Here is a 13983-nt window from a genome sequence, read left to right on the forward strand (position 1 = left end):
TGCCGTCACGGCATTCGAGGCGGAACTTGCCCGGCCAGACCACGCGAACGAGGAGCCGTCGACAGATAGTTACCCAACCGCTGCACCGTGATGTTCATCTCGTACGCGACCATCCCCAGATTCGCGTCGTCGTTGGCCTGGATCGCCAGGCACGCGTTCGCACCGGCCGCGGTCACGAACAACACCGCCGACTCCAACTCGATGACCGCCTGCCGCACCGCACCACCGCGGAACCGTGTTCCGGCACTGCGCGCCAGACCGTACAGCGTCGAGGACATCGCACCGAAATGCTCGGCGTCCTCCCGGGTCATCGAGGTGCACCGGCCCAGCAGCAACCCGTCGGTGGAATGCACCACGGCGTAGCGGACACCGGCGAGACGGTCGACGAGATCATCGAGCAGCCAGTTCAAATCACCTGCGGTAGAAGAAGTCACCTTCGCCTTCCTGTTCGTTCGGGAGCACGGGATTCGCGGAGGTCGGATAGGGGTCGGGACGAGCGCGCCGCCCCTGCCGGGTGCCGTTCTCGATGGCCGACATCAGATCACGAGCCTGCTCGGCCGAGCGGGACGGTTCCGAGGCGTAGTCCTCGGCAACCGGATCGTTGGCCAGTTCCGGCGCCAGGCTGGCCTGCCGGCGACGGCGGGGCAGCGGCGGCCGGGTGCCGCCGGGGCCCGCGGGCGGGGCGGTCGGCGCCGGGCGGGTCTGCCGCACCTCCGGCTCCGCTTGCGGCGGCGGCGACATCGCCCGCAGATACGCGGTGTCGGGCTGCTCGACCGGCGCCTGCCGAGTGTACGGCGGTGGCTCGGGCGGCGAGACCGGCCGCAGATAGGACGTGTCGGCCGGCTGGGGCGCCGGTCGCTCGTACGCCTGCGGCTCGTACGCCGGGCGCTCGTAGGTCTGGCGTTCGTAGGCGGAGGTTTCGTAGGGCGCGGGGTCGCGGGTGTCCTCGGAGGCGGGGATCCGGTGCCGCCCGGTATCGAACACCGCACGGTCGAAACCGAATTCGGCATCGTCCTGCACTGCGAGCGCCTCCGACGGTTCCGGCTCCGGAGCGTATGCCGGAGCGGCACTGGCAGATTCGAGCGACGGCAGCGGATAGGAGCCGGTGACCGCGGCCGGCGGGGTCGCGGTGTAGCGCACCGGCACCCGGTCGCGCAGGTGGTCGGCGACGGGGGTGTCGGTGGTGATCAGGCTGACCGGGATCAGCACGATGGCACGGATGCCGCCGTAGTCGGAATCGGTGAGCCGCACCGAGATCCCGTGCCGGGTGGCCAGCTGCGCCACCACGAACAAACCCAAACGAGAATCCGCCGACAACGTGGCCAGACCGAAATCCGGTGGGTTGCGCAGCATCTCGTTGACGCGCTCGAGTTCGTCGGCGGGCATGCCCATACCCTGATCGCTGATCTCGACGACCACACCCTTGCCGACACTGTTACCGGTCACGTCCACCCGCGATTGCGGCGGGGAGAACGCGGTCGCGTTGTCGACCAGTTCGGCCAGCAGGTGCATGAGGTCGGCGACCACGTTGCCCATCACGAACACTCGCGGCAGGCGGTGCGTGTTGACGCGGGCGTAATCGAGGGTCTCGGCGACGGCGGAGCGGACCAGCTCCATCAGCGGCACCGGACGCCGCCACTGCCGGCCCGGCTTGCCACCACCGAGGATGATCAGGTTCTCGGCGTTGCGGCGTTCGCGGGTGGCGAGGTGGTCCAGCCGGAAGAAGGTGTCCAGCAGCGCCGGATCCTCCTGCCGGGACTCGGCCTGGTCCAGCAGTTCCAGCTGCCGGGCCACCACGATCTGGCTGCGGTGGGCGATGTTCAGGAATACTGCGCGCACACCCTCTCGGGTGCGGGCCTCGGTGATGGCGGCGGAGACCGCGGCGGTGTGCGCGCGGTTGAAAGCCTGTGCCACCTCACCGATCTCGTCGGTACCGAAGTCGAGGTGCGCGGCCTCGGCGGCGGGATCGACCTGCTCGCCGGCGTCGATCTTGCGCATGGTCTCGGGCAGCTTCTGCTCCGCCAGCGCCAGCGTCTCCGTCCGCAACCGGCGCAACCGGCTGATGATCCGGTTGGCGAGCAGGATGGCGATGGCGAAGGCCACGATCGCCAGCGCGATCGCACTACCACCACTGACCAGCACGGCCCGCGACCGGGAGTGCGCCAGATCGGCGGCGCTGGTCATGGAGTTGGCGTTCTGCTGGATGGTGACCTGGAACAGCTGCTCGCTCACCGAGTTCGCGGCCGTCCGCCACTCCTCGAGGGACATCGGCAGCGGCGGCGGGGCGCCGTTCTTCGTCGGCGCCGGGTGCAGCAGCGCGTCCTCCATCGCGGACACCTGCGCGAGCGCCGGGCTGGCCAGCAGATCCTTGACGATCTTCGCGTCGGCGTCGTCGAGGTCGTTCACCAGCTGGTTGAGCAGCGAGTGGTAGAGGCCGACGTTGTTGCGGAACTCGTTCATCAGCGCCGGGGGCAGGTCACCGCCGCTGGCCGGCGCGGTCAGCGCGTTGGCCCGGGAACTGGCCTCGACGGCCTGGAACAGTTTCAGCGAGGTCATCTCGCCGATGGCCGCGGCGATGGTCGGCGCGTTCTGGCCGACGATCTTGCTGCCCTTGTCGACACCGTCGAGCAGTGCGGTATAGAAGCCGTACACATCGGGAGCCTGCACGGCGCCGGCATCGACACCGGCGCGCAGGCCGGGCAACTGCACCGTCACCAGTTTGTTGAACGCCTCGACCTTCTCGTCCATACCGCTACCGCCGACGCGCTGCATCGACCGGCCGGTGGTGCCGAGGCCGCCCAGCGCCTTGTCGACGCGGGCGCGCGCGGCGGCCAGCGCGCGCGGATCGGAGTCCTGGCCCGAGAGCTGCGCCAGCGACAGCAGGCGCTCGTCCTCGACGGAGGCCATCAGCTCCTTGGTGAAGGAGAGGCTGCCGGCCATCGAGCGCGAGAAGTCCTCGGCGTGGCTGGCCTCATCCTCGAGGTAGATGGTGTAGCCGACGCCGATTCCGAACAGTGCGAGACTCGGGACGAAGGCGATGGCGAGAATCCGAGTTCGCACCCCGGATAGTCTGACTCTCTGCACCGGCGAAGTGTAACCGCATGTTGTGTTATATGCCATTTTCGTCCATTAAAACCGCACTCTGCGGAGATGGACGCCCGCGACAGCTCGTCCGCCGCTTGTAGAATGGCCCGGTGATGTCGACAGCGCAACTGGTCGGTATCGGCGGGGCAATGCTGTTGGGCGCCATGGCGCCAGGTCCGGACTTCGTGATCGTGACCAGGAACACCATGCTGTCCGGCCGACGTGCGGGCGTATCTTCAGCAGCGGGAATCGGTCTCGGCGTATTCGTGTGGGCCGCGCTCAGCGGATTCGGCGTGGCCGGGCTGCTCGCCGCCTCGGCGCGAGCCTTCACGATCGTGAAGCTCGCGGGCGCGATCTACCTGGTGTACCTGGGCGTTCGCGCACTGCTGGCCGCCCGGCGTGGCGCATATGAGACCCCGGACGCGGCCGGTGTCCGTCCGGTCGGCGCACGCGCCGGATTCCGGCAGGGCCTGGTGAGCAACCTGCTCAATCCGAAGGCCGCCGTCTTCTTCCTCGCCCTGATGCCCCAATTCCTGCCTGCCGCACCGGCTGTCGCGGACACGCTGGAGCTGAGCACGCTCACCGCGATCGTGACCGGCGGCTGGTTCGTGGTGCTGGTCATGGGGATCGCGACGCTGCGGCACGTGTTCACCCGCACCCGGGTCCGCCGCGCGGCCGACCTCGCCATGGGTACGGTCCTGGTCGCCCTCGGCCTGCGGATCGCGGTCGCCGCCAACTGAGGGCACCCCACCGCACCATCGCGGCTGTGCACGACCACAATCGCGTGCCGCCGACGCGGTGGCGAGTAATCGGGATCGGGCACCGGACCGAAGGGGTAGATTGTGTGTATCCGTCGGTAACCGATACATAGGAGGCGCGACCGTGCCCGCACCCGATGCTGCCACGTTCGAACGATTGGGTTCCTATGCGTCGATCGGGTCGCCCGGCGAGCGCGGCGCACGCACCATCACCGAGGTTTTCACCGGTGACGCGCTGGGCGCCGTGCCGGTGGGCACCGCCGAGGACGTCGCCGCCGCGGTCGCGACGGCGCGGACGGCCCAGCGGCAGTGGGCGCGGCGGCCGGTGCGGGAGCGGGCCACGGTCTTCGAGCGGTACCGCGCGCTGCTGGTGGCCGAGCGCGACCGGCTGATGGACGTCATCCAGGCCGAGACCGGCAAGGCACGCTGGGCGGCCCAGGAGGAGATCATCGGAATGATCTTCGCCGCGCGCTATTTCGCCCGGGTGGCGCCGAAACTGCTGGCGCCGCACAAGGTCCCGGGCGCCTTCCCGGTACTGAACCGCGCGAGTGTCCGGCATCAGCCCAAGGGCGTCGTCGGCGTGATCGCGCCGTGGAACTATCCGATGCTGCTCGCGATCGGCGATGCCGTCCCCGCACTGCTGGCCGGCAACGCGGTGGTGGTGAAGCCGGACAGCCAGACCCCGTACTCGGCGCTGATCAACGTCGACCTGCTGCGCCGCGCCGGGCTGCCGGAGGGGCTGTTGCAGGTGGTGCCCGGCCCCGGTGCGGTGGTCGGCTCCGCGATCGTCGACGCCTGTGACTTCCTGATGTTCACCGGCTCCTCCACCACCGGCGCCACCCTGGCCCAGCAGTGCGGGCGGCGGCTGATCGGCTTCGCCGCCGAACTCGGCGGCAAGAATCCGATGATCGTCACCCGCGGCGCCGACCTCGGCAAGGCCGCGAAAGCGGCGGTGCGGGCCTGCTTCTCGAACGCCGGGCAGCTGTGCATCTCGATCGAGCGGCTGTATGTCGAGCAGGCGGTGGCCGAGGAGTTCACCGCGAAGTTCACCGCCGCCGTGCGAGCGGCGAAACTCGGTGCGGCATACGACTTCTCGACCGATATCGGCAGTCTCATCTCGGCGGCCCAGTTGGAGACGGTGACCAAACACGTCGCCGACGCGGTCTCCAAGGGCGCGACCGTGCTGACCGGCGGCAACGCCCGGCCCGACCTGGGCCCGCTGTTCTTCGAGCCGACGGTGCTGGCCGACGTCACCGACGAGATGGAGTGCGGCCGCAACGAGACCTTCGGCCCGCTGGTGTCGATCTATCCGGTCGCCGACGTCGAGGAGGCGATCGCGCGCGCCAACGACTCCGAGTACGGGCTCAATGCCAGTGTGTGGGCGGGTAGTTCGGCCGAGGGCGAGGCGATCGCCGCGCGGCTGCGCACCGGCACGGTCTGCGTGAACGAGGGTTACGCACCGGCCTGGGGCACCACCGCGGGCCCGATGGGCGGTATGGGTGTCTCCGGCGTCGGCCGCCGGCACGGGCCCGACGGCCTGCTGAAGTTCACCGAGGCGCAGAGCGTGGTGGTCACCCGCCTGTTCACTCTCGATGCGCCGTACGGCATTTCGCAATCCGCCTGGCAGCCCGCCCTGATGACCATGGCCCGCGCCATCCGATTCCTGCCCGGCCGGTAGGCGCGAGGACGGCCCGGAATCCGCCGCCGGTACCGGCAACACCGTTGCGGTACCGGCGATCCGGGGCCGCTACTTGTTGAGGAAGATCCCCGCCACGTCGGCGTTCTTGATCGGGGTGGCGGCGTTGCGCTGTGCGCTGCACAGGAAGTCGACCGACACCATGGTCGCGTCGACGGTCGTGCCCGCCGGTTCGTGCTGGTCGCCGGTCTGCTGCTTGACGAACTTGGTGATCGTCATGCGCTTGGTGTCCTGGTCCTGCTTGACGTAGTCGCTGCACGGGGTGTCGCCACCCTTGTTGAGCACCTGCTGCACCTCGGAGCATCCGCTGAGCAGTGCCGCGGCCACGATCATGACGGCAGCACCCGCCACGGGCCATCGCAGCAACCTCATCGAGGCCTTCTCCTTCGTTCGTCCGGACTGTCACCGCCAGCCTAGGGCGTGCGGTGCGGCTCGCCCGAGTTCGGCGTTCCCAGCCCGGGTCACGCCGACATCCGGGCGTGGCACAGCGTCTGCCATTACCCTTCGGGGCCGTGAACGCTTCACAGTTGCCGGACCTGTCGCAGATCTCCGATCGCCTGAACGCCGTGTCCCCGCCACCACCGCTGTGGGTGGTCATCGTGACGGGTGTGGCGGCGTTGCTGCTGGTCGGCTACCCGCCGGTGTGGCGGGTGCTGCGGACCGGGGTGACGATCGCGCACGAGATCGGGCACGCGGTGGTGGCGGTGCTGACCGGTCGCACGCTGCGCGGGGTGCGACTGCATTCGGACACCTCCGGGGTGACGGTCTCGCGGGGAAAGCCCTACGGACTGGGCATGATCCTGACCACGATGGCCGGGTATCCGGCGCCGTCGGCGCTCGGGCTGGGCTGCGCGGCACTGGTGGCCGCCGGGCGGCTGACGCTGATGCTGTGGCTGGTGGTCGCGGCGCTGGTGGTGCTGCTGGTGTTCATCCGCAATCTGTTCGGACTGCTCGCGGTGGTGGTCACGGGCGCGGTGGTGTTCGCGGTGTCGTGGTTCGGCACGGCCGTGCAGCAGAGCGTGTTCGGCTACGCCGTCACCTGGTTCCTGCTGCTGGGCGGGGCGCGCGCGGTGGTGGAGTTGCAGCGCGTGCACACCCGCGGTGACGGCTCGGATGCCGATCAGCTGGCCGGGCTGACCCGGCTGCCACCGCTGCTGTGGGTGCTGTTGTTCGGCGCTGTCGCGCTGGCGGCGCTGGTGTTCGGCGGCCGGCTGCTGATCGGGTCCTGGCCGCCGGTCGGCACCGCCTGACGGCGTGTACGTGTCGTGAGCGGGCTCAGGCCCGCAGGCCGACGGCGTGGGTGCGCCAGGCCTGCGCCTCGGTGAGATTGCCCTGGCGGTCCAGGATCGCGGCCAGCCCCGCCATCGCGCGGACGTCGCCGTGTTCGGCGGCCACCCGCCACCAGTGCTCGGCCTCGCGCAGTTCGCCGCGGCGGTAGCGCAGCACACCCAGATCGTAGGCGGCGCCGGCGTGCCCGAGAACCGCGGCCTGCGTCCACAATTCGCACGCTTCGTCCATTTCACCCCGATTGTGCATGCCGACGCCGAGGTCGTAGAGCGCGCCGCGATAACGACTCTCTCCGGTCGGCGCGATCCGAACGGCGACCTCGACGACCAGATCGGAGAAATCGACCGGGCCCACACCGACACTGCAACGCAACAACGGATTTCCGGCGCGGCTGCGTTCGATCAGAACGCCGTAATTGCCCGACCAGGACATGATCTCGCCGCCGACCTCGAGCCATACCGGCGTGAGCGTGACGGCCGCCCCCGGGCCCGCGGCGCACACGTCCACGGCGATGCCGGCGGCCATGGCGTCGGACCAGACGTCGACGCCGAGCAGGCGACGTTCGCCCAGCAGGACGTGCCCGCCGATCACCGACAGGCCGATGCCGAGGCCGAGCAGCCCCGGCGGCGGCGCGCTCTCGTGCATGACGAGCGTGATCACCGTCGGATCCGCGCCCAGCGCTTCGGAATACAGCGGATGGACCGTGGCGCCGTTCCAGTCGACCGGTTCGATTCCGGCATATCGCTGGGCGAGTGCCGGCTCGTCGTATGTATCGATCGAGGACGGCCGGGTCATCGTGATCCGCCTTTCGGGAGAGCCGATTCGCTGGCTGTCGCAATACCGTATCGCGTCCGCGCCGGAAAATTCGATGAATTGTGCCGGGTCGCCGCCCGCATTCGATGCGTCGCGCCGGAATGCGGTGCAAACAAACAAATTCGGAAAAACGGATTGTTCGCCTTATCCGGGCAATTTACAAGGGGCCGAAACCGCTCAGCTGGAGACTGCCGTGGCAGTAGAGGGCGCCGCCGAACGGGCCGGACACCGGCGCCGGATCGCCGGGCAGATACACCACCACCGCCACCGCCCGCACCGGTTCCTCCTTGCCGCAGGCGGATTCGGTACCGATGCCGGCGACCGTGCGGCCCCCGGCGGCCAGCACCGCACCGGCGGGTACCACCAGCGCGGCGTCCGGGGTCGGCTGGCAGGCCGGGCAGTCCGGCCCGGCGGCGGAGTGCCCGTCGTCGGGCCGGACGCGCAACGGGCCGTGCACCGCGCACTCCTGATCCGAGCGATTGAGCAGCCACACCTCGACGCCGCGATGCCCGGCGCCGTCGCCGGACATGCTGTGGAAGGCCTGCGCGGCGAAGTCGTCCGCCCGGCAGTGCGGGAGGACGGCGGCCGGATCGGTCCCGGTCCCGGCGGTGTACGCGGGCCGGGTCAACGGCTGCACCACCAGCCGGTCGCCGCGGCACACGTGCAGTTCGTCCGCGGGCCCGCCACCGTCGGCGACCGGGGCGGTCAGCGGCGTCGTCTCACCGGGCAGGGTGACCCGCGCGGCCCCCGGTTGCGGGCAGCCCACCACCAGATCGCCGGAATATTCGACGCGGACCACGAATTCGGCCGCGCCGCCGGGCGACAACGGCACCGGGCGCGGCGTCATGGTGGCCCGGCCGATCGCCACCTGCGGCAGTTCCGACAGCTCCACGTCGGCGAAACCGGTGGCCACGCAGTCGCGGACGCCGATGTTGCGCACGGTCACCAGCAGTGCGTTGGTCCGGCCGGTGGAGGTGCTGGTGGCCACCGCGGCGCTGAGTTCGCCGGTGTGACAACGGGATTCGGACTCGGCGTCCGGTGCGCCGGAACAGGCCAGCGCGGCGGCGGCGAGGATCGGCAGCAGTGCCGCGGCGGCCACCGACCGGACCAGGTGCACATTCACCGCCGGGGCCTCCTCCTCGAGTCACCTCATAGTGACATCACGACGCGGTCCCGGCGGGCGAAATGTCAGGTCCGGGGGCGGTTCCCGGCGAGCCGGGCGAGTCGCGCCAGCGCGGGCAGGGCGGCGGCCAGCGCCCGGCGGTCCTCCGGGGCCAGTTGCTCCACCAGTGGCGCCAGCTGCCGGGCCCGGTCGGCGTGCCGCGAATCCATCACGGTGTGACCGGCTTCGGTGAGGTGGACCAGCACCGCGCGGCGATCGGTCGGATCGGGACGGCGTTGCACCAGGCCGTCGCGCTCGAGCCGGCCGATCAGCTGGGTGAGACCGGGCTGACTGATCTGCTCGGTACGGGTCAGGTCGGTCGGCCGCAGCGGCCCCTCGGCGACGACCAGCGTGTCCAGCACCGACAGGGTGGTGAACGGCAGCTGCTCGGTGGTGGGCAGCCGGATGTAGAAGCGGTTGAAGTTCTCGATCGCGGCGGCGAAGTCGTCCACGTCGAGGTCGTCCCAGTCCTCGGTCACCGCAGAAACATATCACTTGCTTATATAAGTTGCTTATGCAAATCTGGGCGCGAAGGAGGTCACCATGAACGAAGCCGCACCGATCGACGTCCCCGAGGTCCCGATCCACGTCTCCGAGCAGGTCCTCGCCGACCTGCGGCAACGCCTGGCGCTGACCCGCTGGCCACTGGACGCGGGCAACGAGGACTGGTACTACGGCGTCGAGCGGAGCTATCTCCAGGAATTGGCCGAGTACTGGCGCACCGGTTACGACTGGCGGGCCGCGGAGCGGGCGATCAACGCCTACCGGCACCACCGCGTCGACCTCGGCGGCGTGCCGGTGCACTTCCTGCGCAAGCCCGGCGTCGGCCCCGATCCGAAACCGCTGATCCTGACCCACGGCTGGCCGTGGACGTTCTGGCACTGGTCGAAGGTGATCGACCCGCTGGCCGATCCGGGCGCGCACGGCGGCGATCCGGCCGACGCCTTCGACGTGATCGTCCCGTCGTTCCCCGGCTTCGGCTTCTCCACCCCGCTGCTCGCGCCGGACATGAACTACTGGAAGGTGGCCGACCTCTGGCACGTGCTGATGACCGAGGTGCTGGGCCACGCGCGCTACGCCGCCGCGGGCTGCGACGTCGGCGCGCTGGCCACCGGGCAGCTCGGGCACAAGTATCCGGACGAGCTGTACGGCATCCACATCGGGTCCGCGCGGAAACTGTCGATGTTCACCGGTGACCGGGCCTGGGATCTCAGCGGCGGCCGGCCCATCCCCGACGACATGCCCGCCGCGGCGCGAGCGCAACTGGTCGACCGGGAGCGGCGGTTCGCGGTCCACCTCGCCGCCCACATGCTCGACTCCAGCACGCTGGCCGTCGGCCTGTCCGACTCACCGGCCGGGATGCTGGCCTGGATCCTGGAACGCTGGCGCGCCTGGAGCGAGTGCGGCGGCGACGTGGAATCGGTGTTCACCCGCGACGACCTGCTCACCCACGCCACGATCTACTGGGTGACCAATTCCATCGGCACCTCGATCCGCACCTACGCCAACAACAATCGCTATCCCTGGCAGCCGTCGCACGACCGGTCGCCGGTGATCGAGGCGCCCACCGGCATCACCTTCGTGGGCTACGAGAATCCGCCCGGCGTCCCGACCGAGCGGCGGGTGCGGCACTTCGTCGACGATTACGGAGCGCAGTGGTACAACCTCGTGAACGTGACCGCGCACGACCACGGCGGCCACTTCATCCCCTGGGAGGTGCCGGACGAGTGGGTCGACGACCTGCGCCGCACCTTCCGCGGGCGGCGCTGACATCTCCGCCGCTACGCCGACGCGCGCCGACCGGCCCGATCGGCACGTACACCGCAGAATGGTAACCGTGACCGGATTCGACCTGCCGTCCGACCGCCGCCGCGAACTGGCGGCGCTACTGGCCGACGGCATCCGGTTCGGTGCCGAATACCCGAGTGCCGCCGACTATCTCACGGTCGCGCCGCGACTCGGCGGCAGCGGCGACGAGTCGGCCGACCGGGATTTCGATCTGCGCATGCTGCACTATCTGGCCGGTGGCGACAGTGCGAATCCGTACTGGGACGTCGTCGCCCCGGCGGTCACCGAGCGGAACGGCCGGCGTGTGGTCACCGGCGGCGCACCCACCGGCAGCGCCCGGCTGGGGTACGCGCAGACGGTGTTGCAGGCGGCCTACGCCTACGCGATCCCCGCGCCGGAGACGCTGGCCTGGGTGGCGGCGGTGTGCGCGGGCCGGCCGGTGCTGGAAATCGGTGCGGGGCGCGGATATTGGGCCCATCAGCTGACCCGGCAGGGGCTGCATGTGGTGGCAGTGGACTCGCAACCGCCGCAGTGGCAGGACAATCCGTCGTTCCCGGCGGTGTCCGGGCTGCCGGTGTCCTGGCATCCGATCGCGCATCCGGACGAGCTCCCGGGGGAGTGGCACAGCAGTGAATCATCCGAGTCCGGTGACAGGCTGCCCGACGCGCGGGGCGGCATCCTGCCGGAGTCGCGCGGCACCGGGCCGGCGGAATCGCAGGTCGGTGGGCCGGCCGAGTGGCGTGGCAGCGTGCTGTTGCTGTGCTGGCCACCGGGATGGGGGTCACCCATGGCCTCGCGGGCGCTGGCCCGGTTCGCCGCCGCCGGTGGCGCGGATGTGGTCTACATCGGGGAGCCGCGCGGCGGACGGACCGGTGACGACGCGTTCTTCGAGATGCTCGGCACCGGTTGGGAACTCACCGGCGCCGATCCGGATTTCGTGTCCTGGTGGAATCTCTCCGATCGCGCCGAGCACTGGACCGTGCGCCCGCTCGCCTGAGCGGTCAGCGCAGCGCCGGGGCGACCTCGCGTTCGAACAGGTCGATACCGGACCGGTCGTAGGCGGCCTCGGGGAAGTTGAGGATCGCGTAGCCCAGTCCGAGGTCACGCAGCCGTTGCAGGTGCGCCACCACCTGTTCCGGGGTGCCGATCGCCTGCCCCGGGGCGCGCAGGAAGTTCTCGACGTACCCCTTGGCGGTGTCGGCGCCGACGACCTTCTCGTATCGGGCGGCCAGCGCGGCCAGCCGCTCGTCCACCTCGGCCTCGGTCGCGGCGATCACCGCGTTGAAGTTGGAACTGCGCGTGATGGCGTCGAAATCGGTACCCACCTCGGCACAGTGCTTGCGCAGGATCTCCGACTTGTGCGTGAAGACGTCCGCGCCACCCGCGAAGTTGGTGTACTGCGCGTACTTCGCCGCGATCCGCAGCGTCTTCTGCTCACCGCCGCCGGCCACCCAGATCGGAATTCCGCCCTCCTGCAACGGCAACGGCCGCACGAGGGCGTGGTCCACCTGATAGTACTTGCCGGCCAGAGTGGCCTCCCCGGTGGTCCACGCCTGCCGGAATATCTGCACGCCCTCGTCCAACCGGCCCAGCCGCTCGCCCGCCGACGGGAAGCCGTAACCGTAAGCACGCCATTCGTGTTCGTACCAGCCGGCGCCGATACCCATCTCCACCCGGCCGCCGGAGACGATGTCGACGGTGGCCGCCACCTTCGCCAGATAGGCCGGATTACGGTAACTCATGGCCGTGCACATCTGGCCCAGCCGCACCCGCGAGGTGGACGCCCCGAAGGCGGACATCAGCGTCCACGCCTCGTGGGTGGCCTCCTCGGTCGGCAGCGGCACCGTGTGGAAGTGGTCGTACACCCAGATCGATTCCCAGGTGTCACCGGCGTCCACGTGCTGCGCCAGATCCCGCATGGTCTGCCACTGCGCCGCCGGATCGATATCGATGAGATCCAGTCGCCAACCCTGCGGAATGAATATGCCGAAGCGCACACCGTCTCCTTCACCCGTGATCGGAACGGGCCGCAACCCGGGGCTGCGGCTCCGGTTACCACTGTTCCGATCCGCCGGTGATACCGCAAGCGTGACAGGGCCGCAGCGCGCGCGGACCGATCACCGATTCCGATCAGATGAGCGCGCGCAGCGGCCCCTCCGGCTCCACGCCCAGCAGCGACAGCGCCGAGGAATGGTAGTTGGGGCCGGGCACATGGATGGCGTGCTGCAATCCGACGTGCGCGTCACGCCAGAACCGCTGCACCGGATTGGTGCGCCGCACCGCATTGCCGCCGGAGCGTGCGAAGATCTGGTCGACCGCCGTCACCGCTCGCCAGGCCGAGCGAATCTGGTTGCGCCGCACCAGGGATCGATCCTCGAAGCTGATCTCGCCGCCGGATTCGACGCGGTCGTAGAGTCGGCTGATCCCGTCGAGCAACTGGGTGCGCGAGGCGGCGATCTCGGCGGCCGCCTCGGAGATCGCGTACAGCGAATACGGATCGCTGCGCACCGGGCCGCCGATGGCGCCCACCCGTTCCCGCTGATAGTCGAGGTGCGCGGCCAGCGCGCCCTCGCAGATACCGATCACCGCGCCGGTGATGCCCAGCGGGAACATGGTCCAGAACGGCAGTTTGTACACCGTCTCGGTGCGTCCGGCCCGCTCCGCCGCCGCGACCCCCTCGGCCACCTCACCGGCGTCGATGGTCCGGTAGTCGGGGATGAACGCGCCGTCGACGATGATGTCCTTGCTGCCGGTGCCGGACAGCCCGATCACGTCCCAGGAGTCCTCGACGATGGTGTAGTCGCCGCGCGGCAGCACCACGTGCAGGCTGCGGATCGGTTGTGCCGGTCTGCCGTCGGGGCCGCCGGCCAGCGCCCCGAGGAAGATCCAGTCGCAGTGGTCGGTGCCCGAGGAGAAGTTCCACCGCCCCTTCAGGGTGTACCCGCCGTCGACGGGGGTGGCCACGCCCTGCGGCGCGTACGGCGAGGCGATCCAGGTGTCCGGATTCTCGCCCCACACCTCGCCCTGCAACCGCCGGTCCATCAGCGCCATCTCCCACGGGTGCACGCCGCCGACGCCGCACACCCAGCCGGTGGACCCGCACACCGTCGCCACCGCCATCACCGCCTCCGCGAAATCGCGCGGATGGGCGGCGTACCCGCCGAATTCGGCGGGCTGCAACATCCGCATCACCCCGGCCTGCCGGATCAGCGCGACACTCTCGTCGGACAACCGGCCCAGCCGCTCGGTCTCCGCCGCGGCCCCGGCCAGCTTCCCGGCGATCTCCTCGATCCGCCCCACCACCTCGTGCGCCATCGCATACCCTTTCGAACCGATCGCCCCAGCCGATACCGGCGCTGGGCTGTCACAGCCGACCGTAGGACGCCCCGCACACC

At 70.0% G+C, this 13983-nt stretch carries 13 protein-coding genes; 5 read left to right on the forward strand and 8 right to left on the reverse strand.

From position 1 onward, the window contains the following. Positions 1-5: 5 nt before the first annotated feature. Together LBW94_RS05850 and LBW94_RS05855 are read right to left on the reverse strand one after the other, a co-directional pair. Positions 6-434, reverse strand: a complete 429-nt coding sequence (locus tag LBW94_RS05850) for a roadblock/LC7 domain-containing protein (protein ID WP_225062809.1) — start codon at positions 432-434, stop codon at positions 6-8. After that, positions 412-3060 carry a nitrate- and nitrite sensing domain-containing protein gene (locus LBW94_RS05855; protein WP_266269989.1) on the reverse strand — a complete coding sequence of 883 codons (2649 nt, stop codon included), beginning with the start codon at positions 3058-3060 and terminating at the stop codon, positions 412-414. Before LBW94_RS05855 ends, LBW94_RS05850 begins: the two co-directional genes overlap by 23 nt. Before the next feature lie 137 nt (positions 3061-3197). Here LBW94_RS05855 and LBW94_RS05860 point away from each other — a divergent pair, with 137 nt between their 5' ends. Together LBW94_RS05860 and LBW94_RS05865 are read left to right on the forward strand one after the other, a co-directional pair. Then, entirely contained in the window at positions 3198-3824 is a 627-nt protein-coding gene (locus LBW94_RS05860) for a LysE family translocator (RefSeq protein WP_225060903.1), read from the forward strand. 142 nt (positions 3825-3966) lie between these two features. Further along, positions 3967-5520 carry a succinic semialdehyde dehydrogenase gene (locus LBW94_RS05865; protein WP_225060894.1) on the forward strand — a complete coding sequence of 518 codons (1554 nt, stop codon included), beginning with the start codon at positions 3967-3969 and terminating at the stop codon, positions 5518-5520. Positions 5521-5589: 69 nt separating this feature from the next. On the opposite strand, the gene LBW94_RS05870 is transcribed toward LBW94_RS05865, so the two are convergent. After that, positions 5590-5910, reverse strand: a complete 321-nt coding sequence (locus tag LBW94_RS05870; RefSeq protein ID WP_225060893.1) for a hypothetical protein — start codon at positions 5908-5910, stop codon at positions 5590-5592. A gap of 140 nt (positions 5911-6050) precedes the next feature. On the opposite strand from LBW94_RS05870, the gene LBW94_RS05875 reads away from it, so the two are divergent. Then, the gene (locus LBW94_RS05875) at positions 6051-6788 is read left to right on the forward strand and encodes a M50 family metallopeptidase (RefSeq protein ID WP_225060892.1); all 738 of its coding nucleotides are present in this window, start codon (positions 6051-6053) and stop codon (positions 6786-6788) included. Between the two features lie 25 nt (positions 6789-6813). On the opposite strand, the gene LBW94_RS05880 is transcribed toward LBW94_RS05875, so the two are convergent. The 3 genes from LBW94_RS05880 to LBW94_RS05890 all read right to left on the reverse strand — a co-directional run bounded on the left by LBW94_RS05880 (position 6814) and on the right by LBW94_RS05890 (position 9279). After that, positions 6814-7620 (reverse strand): hypothetical protein, encoded by an 807-nt coding sequence (locus LBW94_RS05880; RefSeq protein ID WP_225060891.1) that lies wholly within the window; start codon positions 7618-7620, stop codon positions 6814-6816. A gap of 175 nt (positions 7621-7795) precedes the next feature. After that, entirely contained in the window at positions 7796-8761 is a 966-nt protein-coding gene (locus LBW94_RS05885) for a DUF4232 domain-containing protein (protein ID WP_225060890.1), read from the reverse strand. A 65-nt stretch (positions 8762-8826) separates the two neighbouring features. After that, entirely contained in the window at positions 8827-9279 is a 453-nt protein-coding gene (locus LBW94_RS05890) for a MarR family winged helix-turn-helix transcriptional regulator (protein ID WP_225060889.1), read from the reverse strand. 64 nt (positions 9280-9343) lie between these two features. Between LBW94_RS05890 and LBW94_RS05895 the strand changes: the two genes are divergently transcribed. Further along, positions 9344-10570 (forward strand): epoxide hydrolase family protein, encoded by a 1227-nt coding sequence (locus LBW94_RS05895; RefSeq protein WP_225060888.1) that lies wholly within the window; start codon positions 9344-9346, stop codon positions 10568-10570. 67 nt (positions 10571-10637) lie between these two features. After that, entirely contained in the window at positions 10638-11585 is a 948-nt protein-coding gene (locus tag LBW94_RS05900) for an SAM-dependent methyltransferase (RefSeq protein ID WP_225060887.1), read from the forward strand. Positions 11586-11589: 4 nt separating this feature from the next. Here LBW94_RS05900 and LBW94_RS05905 read toward each other — a convergent pair whose 3' ends face one another. Beyond that, positions 11590-12585, reverse strand: a complete 996-nt coding sequence (locus LBW94_RS05905; protein WP_225060886.1) for an LLM class F420-dependent oxidoreductase — start codon at positions 12583-12585, stop codon at positions 11590-11592. Positions 12586-12718: 133 nt separating this feature from the next. Beyond that, positions 12719-13903 carry a hydroxylase gene (locus LBW94_RS05910; protein WP_225060885.1) on the reverse strand — a complete coding sequence of 395 codons (1185 nt, stop codon included), beginning with the start codon at positions 13901-13903 and terminating at the stop codon, positions 12719-12721. Between the last annotated feature and the right edge of the window lie 80 nt (positions 13904-13983).

Source organism: Nocardia sp. alder85J (genome assembly GCF_020176955.2).
Lineage (GTDB): Bacteria > Actinomycetota > Actinomycetes > Mycobacteriales > Mycobacteriaceae > Nocardia.

What these genes read in the sequence shown, in the direction of transcription:
- LBW94_RS05895 (WP_225060888.1), top strand. Translation starts at nt 9,344, where the DNA reads ATGAACGAAGCCGCACCGATCGACGTCCCCGAGGTCCCGATCCACGTC.
- LBW94_RS05910 (WP_225060885.1), bottom strand. Translation starts at nt 13,903, where the DNA reads ATGGCGCACGAGGTGGTGGGGCGGATCGAGGAGATCGCCGGGAAGCTG.
- LBW94_RS05860 (WP_225060903.1), top strand. Translation starts at nt 3,198, where the DNA reads ATGTCGACAGCGCAACTGGTCGGTATCGGCGGGGCAATGCTGTTGGGC.
- LBW94_RS05870 (WP_225060893.1), bottom strand. Translation starts at nt 5,910, where the DNA reads ATGAGGTTGCTGCGATGGCCCGTGGCGGGTGCTGCCGTCATGATCGTG.
- LBW94_RS05880 (WP_225060891.1), bottom strand. Translation starts at nt 7,620, where the DNA reads ATGACCCGGCCGTCCTCGATCGATACATACGACGAGCCGGCACTCGCC.